The sequence below is a fragment of the Chamaesiphon minutus PCC 6605 genome (assembly GCF_000317145.1).
In the GTDB taxonomy this organism is placed as follows: Bacteria; Cyanobacteriota; Cyanobacteriia; order Cyanobacteriales; family Chamaesiphonaceae; genus Chamaesiphon; species Chamaesiphon minutus.
This window is the reverse complement of sequence record NC_019697.1, coordinates 4,088,653-4,107,653: the sequence shown is the minus strand read 5'-3', so window position 1 is coordinate 4,107,653 and position 19,001 is coordinate 4,088,653. Positions and strand designations below refer to the sequence as shown.

General features: G+C 45.9%; 17 protein-coding genes, 1 pseudogene and 1 riboswitch. Of the genes and pseudogenes, 11 read left to right on the top strand and 7 right to left on the bottom strand.

The genetic code is table 11. The annotated features are described in order from the left end of the window. Nucleotides 1–183 precede the first annotated feature (183 nt). The 4 genes from CHA6605_RS18815 to CHA6605_RS31820 all read left to right on the top strand — a co-directional run bounded on the left by CHA6605_RS18815 (nucleotide 184) and on the right by CHA6605_RS31820 (nucleotide 6,921). A complete protein-coding gene (locus CHA6605_RS18815) occupies nucleotides 184–2,352 on the top strand; it encodes a catalase (RefSeq protein WP_015160986.1) in 2,169 nt (722 codons plus the stop codon). A gap of 292 nt (nucleotides 2,353–2,644) precedes the next feature. Further along, nucleotides 2,645–3,274 carry a DUF2267 domain-containing protein gene (locus tag CHA6605_RS18810; RefSeq protein ID WP_015160985.1) on the top strand — a complete coding sequence of 210 codons (630 nt, stop codon included), beginning with the start codon at nucleotides 2,645–2,647 and terminating at the stop codon, nucleotides 3,272–3,274. A 243-nt stretch (nucleotides 3,275–3,517) separates the two neighbouring features. Continuing rightward, nucleotides 3,518–3,715: a DUF2949 domain-containing protein gene (locus CHA6605_RS18805; RefSeq protein ID WP_015160984.1), complete on the top strand. Its 198-nt coding sequence runs from the start codon at nucleotides 3,518–3,520 to the stop codon at nucleotides 3,713–3,715. A 212-nt stretch (nucleotides 3,716–3,927) separates the two neighbouring features. After that, nucleotides 3,928–6,921, top strand: a complete 2,994-nt coding sequence (locus tag CHA6605_RS31820; RefSeq protein WP_015160983.1) for a PAS domain-containing protein — start codon at nucleotides 3,928–3,930, stop codon at nucleotides 6,919–6,921. On the opposite strand, the gene CHA6605_RS18795 is transcribed toward CHA6605_RS31820, so the two are convergent. After that, on the bottom strand, nucleotides 6,880–8,283 hold the full coding sequence (locus CHA6605_RS18795; protein WP_015160982.1) for a transposase: 1,404 nt from the start codon (nucleotides 8,281–8,283) through the stop codon (nucleotides 6,880–6,882). The genes CHA6605_RS31820 and CHA6605_RS18795 overlap by 42 nt on opposite strands. Before the next feature lie 62 nt (nucleotides 8,284–8,345). On the opposite strand from CHA6605_RS18795, the gene CHA6605_RS18790 reads away from it, so the two are divergent. Continuing rightward, nucleotides 8,346–8,588, top strand: coding sequence for an ATP-binding protein (locus CHA6605_RS18790; RefSeq protein WP_041548273.1), 243 nt, complete (start codon nucleotides 8,346–8,348; stop codon nucleotides 8,586–8,588). A gap of 56 nt (nucleotides 8,589–8,644) precedes the next feature. Here CHA6605_RS18790 and aqpZ read toward each other — a convergent pair whose 3' ends face one another. From aqpZ to CHA6605_RS18765, 5 genes and pseudogenes are all read right to left on the bottom strand, one after another. Next, nucleotides 8,645–9,439 carry an aquaporin Z gene (aqpZ, locus tag CHA6605_RS18785; RefSeq protein ID WP_015160981.1) on the bottom strand — a complete coding sequence of 265 codons (795 nt, stop codon included), beginning with the start codon at nucleotides 9,437–9,439 and terminating at the stop codon, nucleotides 8,645–8,647. 159 nt (nucleotides 9,440–9,598) lie between these two features. Next, nucleotides 9,599–10,258 (bottom strand): hypothetical protein, encoded by a 660-nt coding sequence (locus CHA6605_RS18780; protein ID WP_015160980.1) that lies wholly within the window; start codon nucleotides 10,256–10,258, stop codon nucleotides 9,599–9,601. Nucleotides 10,259–10,467: 209 nt separating this feature from the next. Next, nucleotides 10,468–11,631 (bottom strand): annotated as a pseudogene (locus CHA6605_RS18775) (RNA-guided endonuclease InsQ/TnpB family protein). After that, a complete protein-coding gene (locus tag CHA6605_RS18770) occupies nucleotides 11,628–12,230 on the bottom strand; it encodes an IS607 family transposase (RefSeq protein ID WP_015158570.1) in 603 nt (200 codons plus the stop codon). Before CHA6605_RS18770 ends, CHA6605_RS18775 begins: the two are co-directional and overlap by 4 nt. Nucleotides 12,231–12,359: 129 nt before the next feature. Further along, nucleotides 12,360–12,545, bottom strand: coding sequence for a PRC-barrel domain-containing protein (locus tag CHA6605_RS18765; protein WP_015160979.1), 186 nt, complete (start codon nucleotides 12,543–12,545; stop codon nucleotides 12,360–12,362). A 763-nt stretch (nucleotides 12,546–13,308) separates the two neighbouring features. Between CHA6605_RS18765 and CHA6605_RS31815 the strand changes: the two genes are divergently transcribed. The 3 genes from CHA6605_RS31815 (at nucleotide 13,309) to CHA6605_RS18750 (ending at nucleotide 15,060) form a co-directional block, all read left to right on the top strand. Beyond that, on the top strand, nucleotides 13,309–13,818 hold the full coding sequence (locus CHA6605_RS31815) for a CAAD domain-containing protein (protein ID WP_015160978.1): 510 nt from the start codon (nucleotides 13,309–13,311) through the stop codon (nucleotides 13,816–13,818). A 239-nt stretch (nucleotides 13,819–14,057) separates the two neighbouring features. Beyond that, nucleotides 14,058–14,209, top strand: a riboswitch (cobalamin riboswitch). A 22-nt stretch (nucleotides 14,210–14,231) separates the two neighbouring features. Then, nucleotides 14,232–14,645: a DUF1636 domain-containing protein gene (locus tag CHA6605_RS18755; protein ID WP_015160977.1), complete on the top strand. Its 414-nt coding sequence runs from the start codon at nucleotides 14,232–14,234 to the stop codon at nucleotides 14,643–14,645. Beyond that, complete coding sequence (locus tag CHA6605_RS18750) at nucleotides 14,632–15,060, top strand: hypothetical protein (protein ID WP_015160976.1); 429 nt, start codon at nucleotides 14,632–14,634, stop codon at nucleotides 15,058–15,060. Before CHA6605_RS18755 ends, CHA6605_RS18750 begins: the two co-directional genes overlap by 14 nt. A 161-nt stretch (nucleotides 15,061–15,221) precedes the next feature. On the opposite strand, the gene CHA6605_RS18745 is transcribed toward CHA6605_RS18750, so the two are convergent. Beyond that, on the bottom strand, nucleotides 15,222–15,938 hold the full coding sequence (locus CHA6605_RS18745; protein WP_015160975.1) for a biliverdin-producing heme oxygenase: 717 nt from the start codon (nucleotides 15,936–15,938) through the stop codon (nucleotides 15,222–15,224). Nucleotides 15,939–16,218: 280 nt separating this feature from the next. Between CHA6605_RS18745 and CHA6605_RS18740 the strand changes: the two genes are divergently transcribed. From CHA6605_RS18740 to CHA6605_RS18735, 3 genes are all read left to right on the top strand, one after another. Further along, complete coding sequence (locus tag CHA6605_RS18740; RefSeq protein WP_015160974.1) at nucleotides 16,219–17,592, top strand: hypothetical protein; 1,374 nt, start codon at nucleotides 16,219–16,221, stop codon at nucleotides 17,590–17,592. A 17-nt stretch (nucleotides 17,593–17,609) separates the two neighbouring features. Then, nucleotides 17,610–17,738, top strand: a complete 129-nt coding sequence (locus tag CHA6605_RS36270; protein WP_015160973.1) for a hypothetical protein — start codon at nucleotides 17,610–17,612, stop codon at nucleotides 17,736–17,738. 122 nt (nucleotides 17,739–17,860) lie between these two features. Next, nucleotides 17,861–18,964: an AI-2E family transporter gene (locus CHA6605_RS18735; protein WP_232432100.1), complete on the top strand. Its 1,104-nt coding sequence runs from the start codon at nucleotides 17,861–17,863 to the stop codon at nucleotides 18,962–18,964. Nucleotides 18,965–19,001: the final 37 nt, after the last annotated feature.

The following is a 19,001-nucleotide window of genomic DNA, read 5'->3' as shown; positions in this document are numbered from 1 at the left end:
TACAGCAGCAATAGTTAAGATATCTCTATCTAAAGACAGAGCTTAAAAAAGTCGATTTTGCTTAGATTTAGATAGCGAGTAGATCCTGATGACTTTAGGATCGCGATTTACCTTCATTCCATTTAAAGTCAATCCAAGCGCGATCGATACAACCAGCTCAAAACAGCACCCCACAACATTTTTATGAGCGAGCAACATCCAGTTAACGAGCAAAGCAAAGATCGAAGCCTAGAAAACTATCGCGTAGAACCCGGTCAAAAACTAACTACCGATGAGGGTCATCCACTTAGCAACACAGATGATTCGCTCAAAGCTGGTGGGCGCGGGCCGACACTGCTCGAAGATTTTCACTTTCAACAAAAGTTGTCAGCATTCGATCGCGAGCGCATCCCCGAGCGGGTGGTTCACGCACGCGGTGCGGGCGCACACGGATACTTCGAGCCATATGAGTCGATGGCCGAATTTACCAAAGCCAAGTTTTTAGGAGACCCAGCCGTCAAAACGCCTGTATTCGTGCGGTTCTCGACCGTTGGCGGCTCGCGCGGTTCTGCGGATGCCGTCCGCGACGTGCGGGGGTTTTCGGTGAAGTTTTACACCGAAGATGGCAACTATGACATCGTCGGCAATAACATTCCGGTGTTCTTTATTCAGGATGCCATTAAGTTTCCCGATATCATCCATGCGGTGAAACCCGAACCCGATAATGAGATGCCCCAGGCATCAACCGCGCATCCAAGCTTCTGGGACTTTATTTCCTTAGTGCCAGAATCGATGCACATGATTATGTGGTTGCTATCCGATCGGACATTACCGCGTAATTTCAGCACCATGCAAGGCTTTGGAGTGCATACATTCCGCTGGGTCAACAAAGAAGGCAAGTCCCGCTTTGTGAAGTACCACTGGAAACCATTAGCGGGCGTACACTCCAACGTTTTTGATGAAGCCCAAAAGATTGCAGGTAAAGATCCCGATTTCCAACGCCGGACGTTATGGGAATCGATCGAAAAAGGTAACTATCCTGAGTACGAATTAGGCGTCCAGATTGTTGAAGAAGAAGACGAACACAAGTTTGACTTCGACATTTTGGATTCGACAAAAATGATTCCCGAAGAATTGGTGCCAGTTCGCCCGATCGGTAAAATGGTACTCAACCGTAACCCCGATAACTTCTTCGCCGAAACCGAACAAGTTGCTTACCAACCATCAAATGTGGTGCCAGGGATTGACTTTAGCGACGACCCACTGTTGCAGGGTCGTTTGATGTCCTACCACGACACGCAACTACATCGCTTGGGCAGTCCCAACTTCGTTCATTTGCCCATCAACCGTCCCGTTTGTCCGTTTAGTAACAACAATCAAGACGGACGGATGCAGATGGATATTAAAACCAGTCGGGTGAATTACTCGCCCAACTCGCTCGGCGGCAATCTCCCCGCGCCCGTTGCGCCCGAAGATGGTGGTTTTGTGACTTACCCAGAGCGCGTCGAAGGGCATAAGATTCGCGAACGCAGTCCGAGCTTCTCCGACCACTTCTCACAAGCGACTCTGTTCTGGAACAGTCTTTCTAAAGGCGAGAAAGATCGCCTCGTCGAAGCCAGTCACTTCGAGCTGGGTAAAGTCAAGAATAAAGAAGTCCAGGCGCGGATGATCGAGCGTTTCAACAACGTAGACCATGAGTTAGCCAAGCGCGTTGCCATCGGTTTGGGAATGCCCGCACCCGCCGCTCCCGCCACCGAAAACCACGGTCGCTCGTCGGCAGCCCTGAGCCAAGAAAACACCACCAAGACTGCTAAAGGTCGTCATGTCGCAATCTTAGCCGCCGATGGCGTAGATGGCGCACAGTTGGCAACGCTCAAGCACGCCTTAAGTGCGATGAGTATCTCCGCAGATATCGTATCGAAAATGGGTGGCACGATCGCCAGTGCTGACGGTAATTCGTCGATCGAAGTCGATAAGACGTTCTTAACGACAGCTTCGGTACTTTACGATGCAGTCTATGTGCCCGGTGGATCTCAGAGCATCGAGGCTTTAAAGGCTCACGGTGAGGCTTTAACTTTCATTCATGAGGCATTCAAGCATTTTAAACCGATCGCGGGTTCTGGTGAGGGTGTTGACTTACTGATGCAGGCAGATCTCAAAGGGATCGATGCGGCTCAGGTGAATGGTAAGATGAGCGCGCAGTTGGGTGTAATTGCCAGCCGCGATGTTTCGGAGATGGGTAAGTTTGCAACGGCGTTTATCGATGCGATTAAGGAACATCGGTTCTGGACGCGTCCGATCCCGGGGACTGCTTCGGTTGAAGCTGAGGCTGAAAAGTTGATGATGCAGCAGATGGAGCGCGCTTCGGCGTAGTTTGGGTGCTAGTGGGGGGTGTTTGAGGCATTACTCTACTAGCAGCTCTCGAATTATTTAATTTGTGGGTTGCGCTGATTACTGGTGCTTGGAGAACTCGGATCTGGGGGTTCTCCAAGCACCACTCCAAGAATGGCTTCAAAGAGCAATTCTTAACCCGAATTGGCGTCGATCGTGTGTCTTTCGTTAGAGTGAGTCTCTACCTAATGAAGGATGTGCCAGAGGTTTGGCTTGCGTAGAATCTTATTAGAAATCAGAAAGCAAGCTCGATCGAAGCAGATCGGAAATAATTATGGTAGATAAAACTACGAGTAAAGCGGCAGCGGAGATAGAAGCTTCCAGAACGGGAGTAGAGGAACCAGCAATTAATGCTGATGAAACCAAGCAACGCACCCCAGAAGTGGACCCGACCGAAATTGAAGATCCCCGTGCGATGTTTGCCGATCGAGATCGATCGTTTTTAGAGTATGTAATGGTTGAGGGTGGTTTTGCCGACCCTTATGATGCCAGAGATTTTACCGAAGTCGTGTTCCGGATTATGCGGGATTTAATGACGACTGAAGCCGCAGATCGGGTCGCTGACGAGCTACACGAGCAGATGATGCCGACTGATGAAAAGGCACTCCAACTGGAAGTCACAGACCTATGGAAGGATAGCAATCCCATTGTGGGATTCCTGAGTCGGGTACGTCCACCTTGGCAAGGCCCTGGCGTTTTTAAGATCGATTCCGATCGGTTCTTCTTTCGGGCGGCTAATGAAGGCGGACTAGAACGCAGTCCCGATGATGAAGACGGCCAACGCAAACATGCAGTTAAAGCGGTATTTACTGCCACTAAGCGCGAACTTTCAGCCGAGCGCATTGCCGAAATCGCTAGCTGGTTGCCCGAAGATGGCGTCCGCGAACTGTGGAATGAAGCGTAGTCGCAGCGGTTGACTCTGCCCGAAGAAGCAAGTTTGAGGATCGATCGCCACTTTTAAACTTGTTTCTTTGGTTGATGCTTTAAGCACGAGTTATCACTAAGTTAGTCCGCTGTCTGGTTCGATTTTTAAAAACTTTTTAAACCCCGCTTTTTAAATTATTTGCAATCCGGTCGCTTTTTATTGAGACTGGATTTTATCTCTAAATTACAACTTTAAAACTTAGTTAATATTCAAAATAATCACATGTCAGACCAAACTACTTTCCAGGTCATCCGCTTTCTCCGTCAAGATCTCAGCTTGCCCGACGAATCAGTAGAACTAGCTCTCAAACAGTCTCAATCCAATCGCGGCAGTTTACCGATCGTGCTTTGGCAATATGGGTTGGTGACATTATCCCAACTCGATCGCATTTATGATTGGTTTGAGTCCTACGTCTACTAATTGATGCTGTCAATCGACATTTAGGTCTTAGACCTTTGTCCCCGTCTCCTTTGGCTATGTCATGCTACATAATTGTTAAACTATTGTTAAGCAAAATTGAAATATAGCTGTTATCTGCTATAATCTCGTGCTGCGGTAAAAAATCCATAACTAATGACTTATAATGAATAGGTTGAGCTATTCACGAAGCATTAGATTAGCGGCACCCGCTTATGACAGTAGATACAGGGCAAGTTTTATCAGCATCCGTAAATGTTAGCTCTCAAAAACTATTAGAACGAATCCCTCATGTGGCGTGGTTGATGAGCGAAGAGGGAGAGGTTTTATGCGTCAATAATTTGTGGTCTGTATATATCGGGCGATCTAGTGGTGATGAGACCATTAACAACGATCGCAGCGATCTTGTCAGTGCTGAAGACAAGCCGTTACCGACATCCTATCTGTGCCCCCAGAGATTTACAGATCTATTGTCCCCTCAGGAGCGCGAGCGGTTCGCGAGTACATGGGTGGTGGCAATTAGGCGGCAGGAGCCGTTAGAACTCAAGCTAAGACTGATTGGTAATCTAGGGAATTGGGAGTGGTTTCAGGTCGAACTAGAGCCAGACGTGCAGCCAGATGGAACGACGATCTGGATTGGTACGGCGATGCGGCTGGGTGGGGAGGCAGCTATCCCCGGACGGCAGCAATCTACTCAGTTTCTCGAAGCTTTGCTGGCTTATGCTTCGGACGGAATCGTGGCGTGCGATGCCGATGGTCGATTGGTATTATTTAACCAGATGGCACAAAACTTTCATGGGCTGCCACCCGAACCGCTCGCACCAGAAGAGTGGGCTAAATATTACGATCTCTACGATGGCGATGGCACTAGACCTTTAACTAAGTCTGAGATTCCATTGTTTCGGGCGTTGCAAGGCGAAGCGGTCGTCGGTCAAGAAATGACGATCGCCCCTAAAGATGGCATGGCTCGATCGCTGTTGGCAAACGCTACGGCGATCTATAGCCCTACTGGCATAAAGCTGGGTGCGGTGGTCTTGATGCGCGACATGACGCCTTACAAACAAGCGATGATGGCTCTCCAGCTCAGCGAACGCAAGTTTCGAGCGATTTTTGATGGTGCATTCCAGTTTATCGGTTTAGTCGAACCGGATGGGACGCTGCTCGAAGCCAATCAGACGGCCTTGAAATTTGGGGGGATGGCAGCAGCAGAAGCGATCGGGCACAAGTTTTGGGAAGTGTCGGGCTGGAAATTTTCGCCAGCAGTCCAACAACAGATGCGCGCGGCTACCGCACGGGCGGCGGCTGGCGAATTCGTCCGTTATCGGGTTGAAATAGCAGGTGCTGACGATCGCCTAATTCCGCTAGATTTTTCGTTGACGCCAATTCGTAACGATCGTGGTGAAGTCATCCTACTGATTCCTGAAGGCCGCGATTTGACTCAGATCGAGCAAGCCCAAAGCGATCGCGCTCGTCTCGAACGCTACAGCGAACGCTTGGCATCAGCCCTTCAAGTCGCTAAAGCTGGGGCTTGGTATTGGGAACTAGCAGAAAACAAGTTATATTGGACGCGCGAATTTGAAATTTTACTCGACTACGAACCCGATAGCACGCAAAAAACTTACAGTGAATGGTCGCAAAGGATACACCCTGACGATCTCCAACGGGTAGAAGCCATCGTTCGAGAGACGGTTGCGGGGAGATTGCCACAGCACCGCTGTGAATATCGGATTGTCTGTCGGGATGGCAGCATCCGGTGGTTGGTTGGGGTCAGCGAAATCGGCACCGATGAAGAGGGCAAAGTGTATCTATCGGGCTTAATCTCCGATATCACCGATCTCAAGCGCAACGAAGAAGCACTGCGTCGCAGTGAAGAATTTCAACGCCAGATTTTAGAAAGCAATAATGATTGTATCAAGGTGTTTGACTTGGCAGGCCGTGTGCTGTACATGAACCATGGCGGACTCAGTAGGTTGGGAATTAAGGACTTTACCACGATCGTCAATAAGCACTGGAGCGAACTTTGGCCTAGTGACGCAGCGGAAAAGATCGAACGCGCTCTAGATCTAGCTAGAGATGGCAAAAGAGGCGAATTTGAAGGATTTTGTCCGACTGCTACAGGTAAGCCCAAATGGTGGGAAGTCATTGTCACCCCTATCCTCGATGGGGAGGGTCGGGTCGAGCGCATATTAGGCGTTTCGCGCGATATTACCGATCGTCGAGACGCTGCTGTTGCGATCCAAGCTAGCGAGGAACTATTTCGGTATACTTTTGAATACACCCCTGTAGGCTTTGCCCATGTCGCTCCCCAGGGTCAGTTCCAGCGGGTAAATCGTAAGTTTTGCGAGATTCTTGGTTACAGCAGTGCAGAACTCTTACAATTGACTTTTCACGATATTACCGAACCTGCGGATCTTTGTGAAGATATAGCTTTAGTCGATCGATTATTGCAAGATGAGATTCAAGAATATACGCTCGAAAAACGGTATATTCACAAGCAGGGTCACCACGTATGGGTCAGCCTGACAGTCTCCCTCGTGAGAGAAATCGCCCCTGAAGGTCAACTCGGCGCACCTAGTTATTTTCTCTCTGCCGTTCTAGATATCACCCACCGCAAGCAATTAGAACTCACAAATCAACAACAAACCGTCGAGCTGCAACAGCTTAATACTTCGCTTCTACTAGCACAACATCAGCTTACAGAACGGAATGAGGAATTAGACAGCTTCGTGCGGATCGCTTCCCACGATCTCAAAGCTCCATTGCGGGCGATCGCCAATCTGGCAGAATGGATCGAAGAGGATATTAAAGATCGCCTCTGTGAGGACGAACGACAGCAGTTTGAACTCCTACGCCAACGCGTCTACCGGATGAGCGCGCTGATCGATGGATTACTGCGCTATTCGCGATTGGGTAGAGAGGACTTAGCAACCGAAACTGTGGATGTAACCCAACTGATCGCCGAGACGATCGATTCGCTCGATCCGCCTGTCGGATTTGAGATCGAGATGGTCTCACCGTTGCCGACAATTACTGCCAAGCGGATTTTACTCGGTCAAGTTTTTGCTAATTTAATGAGTAATGCAATCAAACATCATCAACGCGCTGATGGTCGGATTGAGATCGGTGCTAAAGATTGTGGCGATTATTATCACTCGATGTTCAAGTTTTTAAGCTACAGCTCGACGATTGAGGGAGGGAGTGGGTTCTAAGCGACCTAAATCTCTACCACTCATATGTTTACCAGACGATCTACAAAAGGAAAACTCCTGAACTGATTGACTTAATTGATTCAACTGCTCAACCGGATTAGGTGCTTGTAGCAACTGCTCAAAATATAACAACAAAGCTTCCATCTGAAGATTGCGGAGTAGACTGCCCACAGTATATGCGGGCAGCTTGCTGTCAACGCGGGCTATTTGTCTCGGGTGAAGCAAGAGGCATAAGTCAAGCAACAGACTCAGGGTCAGGCCACGGCTTGTCCCTTCTTTACCTGTTTGCTTGGCCAACTGCGCCCAACCTTCATAAGACTTCCAGTCCTCGATGAAAACCTCTACTAACCATCTCAGTGTATACGCTTGGATGATATCTATGGTGCGCCAAGTCAGATCCGTAGCAACTAAATATCGATAATCTTGCTCACCCGGATACTTCAGCGCAATCACAAATCGCTTTTTTCCGTGAGCACAAACTTCCACTCTGATACTTCCAACATTGGCTGTAATGGCAGGTTGACCTCGAATACTCAACTCTTGAGGAACTCCCGGATAACTTGAAAAATAGTGCTTTAGGCTTTGTTTTCGGCCTCGAAAACGAATATTTTGGTTATAACGCAATTGGCTAATGACTTGGACTCCACCAAATAAGCCTGATGCTGCATCCATGAATTTTGCCTGACCATATAGTGCATCAGCAACGACGGCTTTGATCTTGATTTGACTGTGGTGCTTCCGAAACTGCTCCATTAATCGCAACACTAATTCTGGTTTAGTTGGGTAGTCTGGATTATGGGGTGGAGCCTCTGGGCGGTTTTTTTTCGCGATACCTTTCTTTCTCAGACGTTGATCTTCTCTTGTCCATGCTTGTTGTTGAGGGTCAGGTTGATAGACCTCAAATCCAACTGGCAAGCTCACTTTGTCAGTAACTAGTATTAATAACACTATGTTTTGACCATTTATATATCCCCCGCTACCTTTGTCTCTGATTTTATGGGTTTTGAATAACCTTGGTGTCTTCTTACTGCGCTGATGATCTGAGTCGTCAGTCACCAAAGTACCTCCAGAAATACCATACTGCTTGAGCACTATTGCTATACTAACTTGAAGCATCATCTCCCATGGCAGTTTGGATTTGCGAAACATCCATGATAAGGCTCCCAGGCTGTATTTCCCCAGGCTCACCCGTTCAAATCTTGCCCAGCATACGCTGTTCGTCAGTATTATGCCCATCAGACAGAATCCGATCCATCCACGCTGAATTCTGCTCAAGCCCCCATCTGGATTGTAACTTTTCAGTCCCTTGTTCAATTCGTTGATAAAGTCTTCGATGAAGGGCAAAGGCTTATTGAGTAGCATGTCTTTACCTTTCTATACCGATCCTTCATCCCATATCATACACTTCAGCAGTTTTCAAAAACTTGAACATCGAGTATCAATTCTCGATCGCCGATGATGGCCCAGGTATCCCTGCTGGCGAGGCTAGGAATCGAATTTTTGAGATTTTTCAGACGCTCAAACCGAGTAATTCGACCGAGAATACTGGTATTGGTTTGGCTATGGTCAAAAAGATCGTGGAAGGTGAAGGGGGGCGGATCTGGTTGGATGACGATCGAGTTACGGGTGCTTGTTTCTGCTTTACCTGGCTCAAGCCAATTAAATAATGTCAACCTCTCCATGGGGAGAAACCAACATTATTTAGGAAAATCGCCGATCCGAGTTAGAGATCGCCACTAGCCTGCCGTTCGGGATGTGCTTTTTGGCCGAGTGCGGCTGATTCAAATATGGCATGATAGAAACATCCCGCTGCGATCGCACCGATCGTCGGCGCGATCCAAAACAGCCACAACTGGCCGAACAACTCTGTTTGCCCGAATATTCCTACCACCAGAGCTGGCCCAGTACTGCGAGCCGGATTTACAGACGTATTGGTAATTGGAATCGAAATTAGGTGAATCAGTATCAGCGTCAACCCGATCGCCATCGGTGCAAACCCTTGCGGTGCGCGAATATCTGTCGCCCCGAGGATGACCAGCAAAAACATAAATGTCATCACAGCTTCGGTAATCGCGCACGCTAGCAGCGTGTAACCTTGCGGTGAGTGGACGCCAAACCCATTCGTAGCCAGTGGGTTAGTCCCCGCAAGTGCATAGCCATCTTTACCCGTGGCGATAAAGTAGATCGTCAAAGCCGCCACGATCGATCCTCCGACTTGCGCAATAATATAAGGCAATAATTCCGATGCTGGAAATCTCTTGCCAGCCCACAGGCCAAACGATACTGCGGGATTGAGATGGCAGTTGGAAATATGACCGATCGCATAAGCCATTGTCAAAACACTCAATCCAAAAGCCAGTGCTACTCCAATTGTCCCAATCCCTAATGAAGCCGCTGCTTTAGTTGCCGAGCCAACACGATCCGAATATGCTGCGGCAAATACTGCACTCCCACAGCCCCCCAGCACTAACCAGAAGGTACCCAAAAACTCTGCAATCCAACGCTTTGTCAGAGACATACTTATTTTTTTATTTTAGATAATTGTAAGGTGTAATCGATCGATTCACATTTAGCATCGACATGTATTGACTATTTAGTGATGTGAGGGAGAAAGGTTAAGCGATAAGGGCGAAGGGGTATATAGCCAGCGTGTTCCTTTACCCTTTTCCCTCAAATCTTACAGAGCTGCCGTCCCCTTGGCTGGCGCGCGTAGCTCTTCGATCGAGAACTGCGGCGTTTCGGTATAGACCGAATCCAGCAATAGATCGAGGACGTCTGCATCACGAGCCATGGCGATCGCTTTATAAGAGATTAATTCGCCCATATTCAAGATGACCCGATCGTCGCGATCGAGAATCACTCGAGTAGTCGGGCGACCTAAAGCGCGCTTAATCCGCTGTTGTTCGAGTGCTTGCGCGCTTTTGCCTTGCAATTCATTGCTCGTTTGTTTAACCCGCTCCCAAATGTTTGCCGTACTGGCTTGAATTCGATCGCTGGCTGCTGTTGTGGTGGTTTTGAGTCGATCGCCCGTACTGACAGCTAACGCGCCTGCTTGGGACTGCAAGGCCGCAGGAGCCGTCAACCCGACTGCTTCTAATAATGCCGACTCTTGGCGCGTCGCCTTAGCGCGCTCGATCGTCCGTGCGGTGACAATTTGCCCTTGCGCGGCAATAATATAACCATCTGGGGCATATACCGCTCGTTGCGCGCGTCGTCCCTGCGCTCGATCGATCCCCAACCCCGCCATCGCTTCGCCGACTCGCGCGCCCAAAGGTGCCGTCAAACTACCGCCAGCAGCTCGATAGAGTAGATCGAGGATCTCCCATTTTTCAGCCATAGCGACAATTTGGGGTGTAATTATCGTACCTGCTGCCACCAACTCAGTACCATCGGGTAGCTGTACAGTTTGTTGTGCCGCTCTCCGCTTGATAGAACCTATACAAATCTAGACAAGCTAGATTGATGTCTACTTCCTACTTCAACGGGGGCATCGGAGCGGCTATCCCTCTGTAGGCTTCCAGGCGCAAGCTGCACCCAGTATAGTGTTTAGGCTACTATAAGCGGCGCATCGAACGGGAGGTTCCCTCCCGTTTGTGTGCGACAAGACAGAGCTTGATGTTCTAGATTGCGTGCAGCATTCAGATCGCGGTCGATAGTGATATTGCATTGCTGACAGTTAAAAACACGTTCTTTGAGCAGCATGTCTTGGATATGCCCACAACAAGAACAAGTTTTAGAACTTGGAAAAAAGCGACCTACAGTAATCAATTCACTACCATATAGCTCACATTTATAAGTTAATTGGCGACGAAAATTCATACATACCTAAATCTAGCAATTGACTTAGCCAAACAATGATTGGATAACATTCCCGATACATTCAAATCTTACAATTACTACTTGGCTGTGGTTCTTAGCCAAGTGAGTAGTTAATTTGTTAAGTGTATCTTTACGAATGTTGGCAGTTTTTGCATGTTGTTTGGCTACTTTTAAATTCGCCTTTTGTCGATTGTTTGAGCCTTTAACCTTGCGGCTAGCTGCTTTTTGAAGCCTAGCTAATCTGGATTGAGATTGACGGTAAGGTTGAGGGTTGGGGAACGTTGCACCTGTGCTTAAAGTAGCTAGTGTTTTAATCCCTAAGTCTACACCACAAACACCAACTAGTTTAGCTGTAGTGTTTGGTTCGACTTCATAGCTAAAAGAGACAAACCAACGGTCAGCGGTTCGACTAATTATTGCTGTTTTAGGCGTCAATCCTTGCGGCAATCGTTCGTAAGTCTTTACTACTCCTATTTTTGGTAATTGAAGCCAACGATGTTCAACTTTAATAGTCCCTTCCAAGGTAAAGCTATCATGCTGACCTTTGCGCTTGAATCTGGGAAAGCCCACCCGCCGACCATTCGCAGTTTTCTTTCTAAAGAAATCAGAAAATGCACTCGCTAAGTATCTCAGCGCATATTGAGGGCTAGTTTTGGATACTTCGTAATACCAAGGGTTTTCAACCTTCACCCACTTGACTAGGAATTTATGCAGATCGATCGCTGATGGAAATCTTAGTTTCTCTGTTGGATTTTCTCGATTGTAGTCGAGAATTTTTTTACACAGATCTAAGCCCCAGTTCCAAGCATGACGAGCTACACCCGCATGTCTAGCCAGTTGAGTTCTTTGATAGTTATTCAGTTTTAGTTCGGTTTTAAAACTGATTCTCATAACTGTTTTGCTACCTCCTTTAACTCTTCTACTATTTTCTTATTCTTATGAGAACGACTACCGTATAAACGAGCAGAAAATACAGTGATGATTTCGAGTACGTCTGATGCTAAATCTTCCTCAAATGTACTATCATCAGAGCGATTGATAATTATCACCTCTGTTCCAAATTGTTCGCATAATGTGAAAATTAGATCTGACCCAAATCTAAGTAATCTATCTTTATGAGTTAGAACTAGTCGTTCAACTTGATAAGATGTAATTAACTTGATTAGCCTAATTAGTCCTTTCTTTTTATAGTTCATTCCACTGCCAAGATCTTGAATTACTTCAAACCCCCAGCCATGTTTAGCACAATAACTTTCTAAAACTATAACTTGCCTAGTTAGATCTTCTTTCTGGTCGTGACTAGAAACTCTGGCATAGCCTACTGTTAATTGAGTATCCGATTTATTGCTAATTAAATCTGCTATGTCATACCGACGATGACCGCCAGCAGTGCGAGTGGACTTGATTTTTCCATCAAGTTCCCATCTGTGTAGGGTTCTAACCGTTACACCGAGTAAGGTGGCTGCTTCCTGTGGCGTTAAACTAGACATAAAATCATTATAACAGATAATTTGTCTAGTTATGTATAGTTTGATCTAGGTATTTAGGTGCAGTTCAAAAACCCCAGTACGAAGTCTTGTTGAGCGGATCGATCTACAATGGCATCGGTTACCTTGGTACTAGCCAAACGTCCGGCAGATTGGAGCTTGTCGCCTAGCCTTACTCAACCAGCTACCTTCATTAATTAAAAATCCGAGTAAAGTATTATCATTCTGGCTAAAAATGAGATCTTTAATTGTCGATATTTTCTTGCCCGAATCATAAGTAACTACAGACTTACCAATAACATCTTTACCTTTACGCACGAGCTTTATCTTCCTTAGTTTCAAAAAATATGGGACTTGTAACTTGAATCTATACAATATATAGAATAATATCGTTGCTATCTGCGGCAACTGTTTTAGTCGCTAGGTATTCGCATCGTCGGATTGTCTCTATCGAAATTTGGAACTAAGTCTACAGCCCTTGTCCACTCCAATGTAGTAACATTTACAAATGTAATTACAGTAGATAAAGGCGTTTTGGAAGTTCTGTCGATTAATCTAGACATATGAATATTGCTAATAGTTCGATCGCAAATACTTAATAAAGCTTATCAATTTGCTAGAACTAAAATAGTCAGTCGATCGATAGAAAAAGATGTTTTTGTCCTAGCTCATTAGAGATATTTTTTAAATACTTGTCTCTCTAAAGATAGACAGCATTTTTTATGTTTCTGAGTTGCACAAACCTTACTTATTAGAGAAGTTGGGGGTCTGAATCCATTACATTAATGATGTAATCGATCGAGTTGTAATTTGCTGCGCTAGGGAGCTATAAATATCTCAGGCAATCTGATGATGGCAATATGGATTTGCGATCGAGCGTAATTCGAGCTAATTGAATGTGCTCTGTCTAATGGCAGATGCGAGATCTACAAATGGGACGATCCTCAATAATTGCTAAATTTCTATACTGATAGTCAAGCTAATTTTTAATTTGTATGTGCCGAAAGATACCGATTTTATAATTTGGTTCGTGTGGGAAGCAACTCTGTTATCGATCGCCCAAAATTACTGAGTTAAACCAATGACAAACGATCTGACAATATCTAAAAAAAATAGCCAACAACAGCTCGATTCAGATTTAGCAAATGCACATGTAAGCCCAGCCGCCACCAGCGAAGCTCGATTGATATCTGTTAATGACTATCTCAAGCCAGATCGGGCAAGTACTCCAACTGAAATTTACCCAGAACCAGCTACAGGTGATTCGCCAAAAGAACTCTGGGTAGATATTCAAACTAATAAACCAGCAATTTTATTAGAAGATACATTCATAGCTGGCAAACGTTTTTTCAAAGATAACCAGTATTTATTGACACTAATTGGATTATCTATTCTGGCCGTTATGGCACTCAAAGCCTTCTTTGCTGGGCTGGATGCGATCGACAATATTCCTTTAGTTACGCCAATTCTGAAGATAGTTGGCTTGATATATGGAGCGCGATTCGTCTGGCGACATTTAATTCGCAAACAGAATCGCCAGGAGTTATTCGAGATCTTAAATAGTGCAAAAATGGAAGTAATGGGTCGTTAACAGCTTACAGGAATTTTAGAGATCGGGAAAACTCTCTCTCCATTTGTTATTGCTGATAATCCATCAGTGGGTCAAAGACATTTACCGCTGGTGGATTTTTGATGTCGATCCAGGCCGCTCCTTGTGGGTATTCTAGAGCGAAAGCAATATAAGTGTATTAGCAAATCGCCAGCATTTATGAGAAATACGATACAACTTGTCGCTCGATCGGATTTTTGGTAGGCGACCAGACAACATGTATAATAAAACTTCGATCTGGTTTGAGTGGGGAGCAGCCACTCAAAGTAATGGGGAAAGCCTGGTGAGAATCCAGCACTGTCCCGCAACTGTAATCGCATCTCCATCTGGAGATCGACAAAGTCAGAACGCCCGCCAGAAGCTACATTTAGTTCAATTAACCTACGAGGTATTAGGTGAACCCACAACATTGTTTATTTGTTTGCACCACTTGCGGTAGTAAGTGGCAAGATGGTCAGCGGATTGGTACTAGTGAAGGCGAACGCCTGCTAGAACAACTCCAAGCTTTACATCAAAATTGGGAGTTAGCGACAGACTTTCCGATTCAGGCTGTCGGTTGTATGAGTGCATGTAGTCGATCGTGTGCGATTTCCTTTGCCGCGACTGGCAAATCGACTTATTTATTTGGCGATATCTCTCCCACCGAGCCGAGCATTCCCTTGAGCAATATCCTAGATTGCGCGGCTAAATACTATCAGCATCCCACAGGCTCCCTACCCTGGGGAGAACGTCCCGCACCGCTCAAACAAGGCATCCTCGCCAAAATTCCCCCACTCACCATCCCCACGCCTACCCATGCGGCAATATAATCGCTCTAGCCGGAGCACGATGTTTTCCCAAAACTTTTTGTGGATCGGTCATCAAGCTTGGCAAGGTTATCTAAATTACGATCGCGGCGTGGTAGCTATTAGCAGTCTGGTGGATTTGTTCGATGATTCGGACAGCCATTGCCAAGAACCACTCCAACCCAGTCTCAATTTTCGCTATATCCCCGCACCACAATTATCCATCTACTTGCAAGAGTGGCTGGTACCCGATCGCTCGATCGATGATATTGCAACTGCGGTCGCTAATTATCAACCCCACATCGAGCTGATTTTTGCCATCGAATCCGGCGTCAATCTCGACATCGGCTGGTGTCAAAGCCTAAAAATTTCGCCGCCAGACTGTCATCAACAGATCCAGCGGCGATTGAGTGAGTTTGAATTAGGCTCTAGATGTTAGGCTTTAGGTCTTAGGTTTGAGAGCTTAGATGTTTGCTTTGGTATCAAAAACGCTAAAAAGGCTTTAGGCTTGACATTGTAAAGCCTAAAGCCTAAAGCCTAAAGCCTAAAGCCTAAAGCCTAAAGCCCAAAGCCTAAAGCCTAAAGCCTAAAGCCTAAAGCCTACTCCGCCGTAGCCAATTCGCCATCATTACGATTGCGTTTGCGAGTGAGGAGGTTGAATAATTGAATGCCAATGGCTTTAATTAGGTTACCTTCTAATTCCTTGAACATAATCATGTTCATCTCGAATGCAGCGTTGGCTTCATCGACGACAGCATCAGCCTTAGCTTCGTCGATGGGTAGATCGTTCATGGCTTGACGATAATTGTTCTTAAATGCCTTCTCATCAGGAATTTGCTCGAACTCATAAAACGCGGTGCCTTCACCGTCGGTTAGGTTCATTGCATTTACCGCGATTTTCTTGAGAATTTGACCGCCGGAGAGATCGCCCAAGTAGCGGGTGTAGAGATGCGCTACCATCAGTGCGGAATCGCGCTCGGCAACTTCGTGGATGCGGGCGATGTACTTTTTAGTAGCTTCTGAGGGAGCTACTTGCTCTTTCCAGTTGGCACCATAATAGAACGCCAAGTCGCGCTCTAAAGCTGCCTTGCGATCGAGTTCTGGGAAAAAGACTTTGGCTAAAATGGGGTCGTTGGCGCGCTTGTGCATTTCCTCTTCCATCGCCGAGTAGACAAAGTAGAGATTGGTAACTAACTTACGATAGGACTTTTTCTCGACAGTTCCCTTCAAGAAGCAGGCGATGAAGCCTGTATTCTCAGCCATACTATGGGATTTTTTAGTACCTTCACGTAACTTAGTCGCTAAATTAGAACTCATTTTAAAATTTCCGAATATTATATATATCACTAACCTGTTAGCTTAAGATAATTTGCTGAGAATTTCTATTAAGATTTGTGACTGGTGCTACATAATCGATCGCCGCAATCCCAAGTAGGATCTAGACAAGACAGAGGCTACCCCACCGAGCAGTGTTACTTTAAGGTCGTTTGGAGTCAAATTCCACACCCGATGTTTGGAGATCGACTCAATCGTCTAGAATCACATTTTATTAAGTTCGCTGTTACTCGATCGAATCAATCGTTTGGAGTCAAAGTAAATGATTTCTGTTCCCCAACCAACGCATCGGCTAGCTCAGAAATTTACCACGCCCCAAATCTTGCGGAATGCTTGGTATACTACCTGGGGAGTCAGTTTATTACTGCTCATTATTAGTATCTATGGCGTTGATGCCCAACGTAAGGCAATCGAGAATGTCGGTAAAAATGCAGCTCCGAGTATTATCACGGCCCAACAACTCCAAGACTCATTGGCAGATATGGATGCCAGTTTGGCAAATGAATTACTATTGAAGCCTGGAGCCGCCGATCGCCAAGTATTAGCAGCCTTTGAAATCAATCGTAAAAAAATTGCCGATCGATTGGTAGCTGCTGCGAAAAATATCACTTATCCAGAAGAAGAAAAAATCATTCAAAGTTTGCAACTCAATCTTAGTGCCTATCTCTTAAGATTACAAGAAGCAAGAGATGCTCGTAAACGTGGCGATGCTGCTGGCACATTAGCAATTTATCAGAATGCTGCCCAATTAATGGATCGAGAAATTATCCCCCAGGCCGAAAAACTCGGTCAAGTTAACGATCGAGAATTAGAGAAAAGCTATAACAGACAAAGCTTTTCAAATGGTGGTATTGCATTTGCAATCGCGATCGTGGGATTGAGTCAGATTGGAATTATATGTGCCATTCAGCTCTTTCTCTATTTACGAATGCGGCGGATCTTTAACCTCCCATTACTCGGCGCGACTGTCATTGCCATCATCTTTTTAGGATACACAATCGGCTCATTTATAGGCGCATCAACTAATCTCAGAATAGCTAAAGCAGATGCTTTTAATTCTTTATACGCTTTACGAAAAATGCGCTCTCTATCGTACAAAGCTAATGCTGATGAGAGTCGTTATTTGCTAGATAGAGCTAATGCCGCCGGACACGAGCGATCGTTTACTGATAAAACCGTGCGAATTTTGAATATTCCCGATAATCAGTCGATCGATAGTATTATCGCTAATGTAAATCAAAAGAGACCGACGCCGGGAATAACTGGATTATTTGCCGATGAATTAAACACTACTACTTTTGATGGCGAACGAGAATTAGAGATCGAGATACTCAAAGCCTGGAATGATTATCTCAAAATCGATACCCAAATCCGGCAACTAGCTCGCAGCGGTAAAATTGCCGAAGCACTCGCTTTACGTGTCGGTACCAACCAAGGCGAATCGAACTGGGCATTCGATCGCTACAAAAATATCCATACTAAATTGATGGATTTAAACAAGCAAGAATTCGAGCAAAATATCAAACGTGGTGAAGAACGGTTAGATAACTTTGAAATAATTGCCGCCGCCGCCCTCGGTAGCGTCGCCATCCTGACTTTGTTCGGACTCAGACCGAGATTGATGGAATATTTGTAAAATGGGAGCGGGGCGCAATGCGCGATGCGCAAAAAGTCGGGTTTCCCGCTCAGACAACTGCATCAAGACAAGACAAGACAGGGCGAAGAAGAGAGATAATTGTGCTGCAAAAACAGCCGATCGTACCTCAAATCAGCAATGCCTAAGATGTCTTTGTGCCATTATTAAGATCCGATCGGTCGGCAGCAGTGAGATCCTTAAATTTGCTAAGTTAGTTGTAACTGTTAGACAATTTTGTGGCGATCGAATTTAGATTTGCCGCATAAACTTGGCAGACGACAAAATCGGCGATCGAAATATTATCCAAGGAGCGCGAACCACTGTGAAAAACGAGCCAGAATCACCGACTCATCGACATCTGGGGCATCAAGTTAGTACTAATACCTTAGTGCGGTTTTTACTATTTTTTGGAGCGGGATGGGCGGGCGTTACCTTGTTTCAATATTTTGAGTACGTAATTTTTGTATTTGCGTTCTCGTCAATTTTGGCACTGTTGTTAAATTATCCACTGTCCTATCTCCAGCGATTTGTGAGCCGAAATATCGCCCTAGGTATTGTGTTTGCATTGAGCCTGCTCGCGATCGTCGTGCTGGCGATCGCCATCGGGTTGACATTAAGCAATCAAATTCAACAATTGGCAGCATTGCTTCTCCAGTCCTTCAGTCGCGCCGACAATCCACTCGATCGATTGCAGAGTACGCTAGCAAATGCCAATATTAAGCTAGATTTAGAAGCGATTTCCGCTCAAATTCGCACCGCATTTGAATTTGGCTTAAATTGGGCGGTAAATTCTGTCCCCGTTTTACTCCAAAATTATGTCACTTTTATCATTGTCATCGTCATTGCCTTTTTCATGCTCATCGATGGTGCCAAGCTTTGGCAACTGGTGCTCAAACTAATACCAGAGCGACATCGCAGCAGGGTAGCGATCGCCGTCCAAAAAAATTTTGTCGGATTTTTGCGCGGACAATTGCTAATTTCGTTTCTGCTCAGTGTTGCTACATTTATCGTCTTTGTACTGTTTCAAGTCCCATTTTCATTTTTGCTAGCAGTGACAATTGGGGTGTTTGACTTAATTCCGGGAATTGGTGCAACTTTGGGCGTGAGTTTTGTCTGCTTGATTATTTTGGTTCAAAATGGTTGGCTGATGGCACTCAAAGTATTTGCAATTTGTGTGATTCTGCAACAGTTGCAAGATAATTTTGTGTCGCCACGGGTGATGCAAAGCACTGTGCATCTCAATCCAGTAGTCGTATTTTTTGCCCTCCTGGTGGGTACGCGAGTGTCGGGAGTACTCGGTGTGTTCTTATCAATTCCGATCGCGGGTGTCATTGTCAGCCTGTTAGAGATTGAAGAAGCGCAAGGTAGTTAGTAGTCTATGGCGTGAATTGGGTAGAGGGGGAGACTGG

Bases quoted from the DNA above. Each gene is read 5' to 3' on its own strand.
- aqpZ (WP_015160981.1), bottom strand. From the start codon at position 9,439: ATGTCTCTGACAAAGCGTTGGATTGCAGAGTTTTTGGGTACCTTCTGG.
- CHA6605_RS31815 (WP_015160978.1), top strand. From the start codon at position 13,309: ATGACAAACGATCTGACAATATCTAAAAAAAATAGCCAACAACAGCTC.
- CHA6605_RS18805 (WP_015160984.1), top strand. From the start codon at position 3,518: ATGTCAGACCAAACTACTTTCCAGGTCATCCGCTTTCTCCGTCAAGAT.
- CHA6605_RS18815 (WP_015160986.1), top strand. From the start codon at position 184: ATGAGCGAGCAACATCCAGTTAACGAGCAAAGCAAAGATCGAAGCCTA.
- CHA6605_RS18795 (WP_015160982.1), bottom strand. From the start codon at position 8,283: ATGCTACTCAATAAGCCTTTGCCCTTCATCGAAGACTTTATCAACGAA.
- CHA6605_RS18780 (WP_015160980.1), bottom strand. From the start codon at position 10,258: ATGGCTGAAAAATGGGAGATCCTCGATCTACTCTATCGAGCTGCTGGC.
- CHA6605_RS18740 (WP_015160974.1), top strand. From the start codon at position 16,219: ATGATTTCTGTTCCCCAACCAACGCATCGGCTAGCTCAGAAATTTACC.
- CHA6605_RS18810 (WP_015160985.1), top strand. From the start codon at position 2,645: ATGGTAGATAAAACTACGAGTAAAGCGGCAGCGGAGATAGAAGCTTCC.
- CHA6605_RS18745 (WP_015160975.1), bottom strand. From the start codon at position 15,938: ATGAGTTCTAATTTAGCGACTAAGTTACGTGAAGGTACTAAAAAATCC.
- CHA6605_RS18750 (WP_015160976.1), top strand. From the start codon at position 14,632: ATGCGGCAATATAATCGCTCTAGCCGGAGCACGATGTTTTCCCAAAAC.
- CHA6605_RS31820 (WP_015160983.1), top strand. From the start codon at position 3,928: ATGACAGTAGATACAGGGCAAGTTTTATCAGCATCCGTAAATGTTAGC.
- CHA6605_RS18770 (WP_015158570.1), bottom strand. From the start codon at position 12,230: ATGTCTAGTTTAACGCCACAGGAAGCAGCCACCTTACTCGGTGTAACG.
- CHA6605_RS36270 (WP_015160973.1), top strand. From the start codon at position 17,610: ATGCGCGATGCGCAAAAAGTCGGGTTTCCCGCTCAGACAACTGCATCA.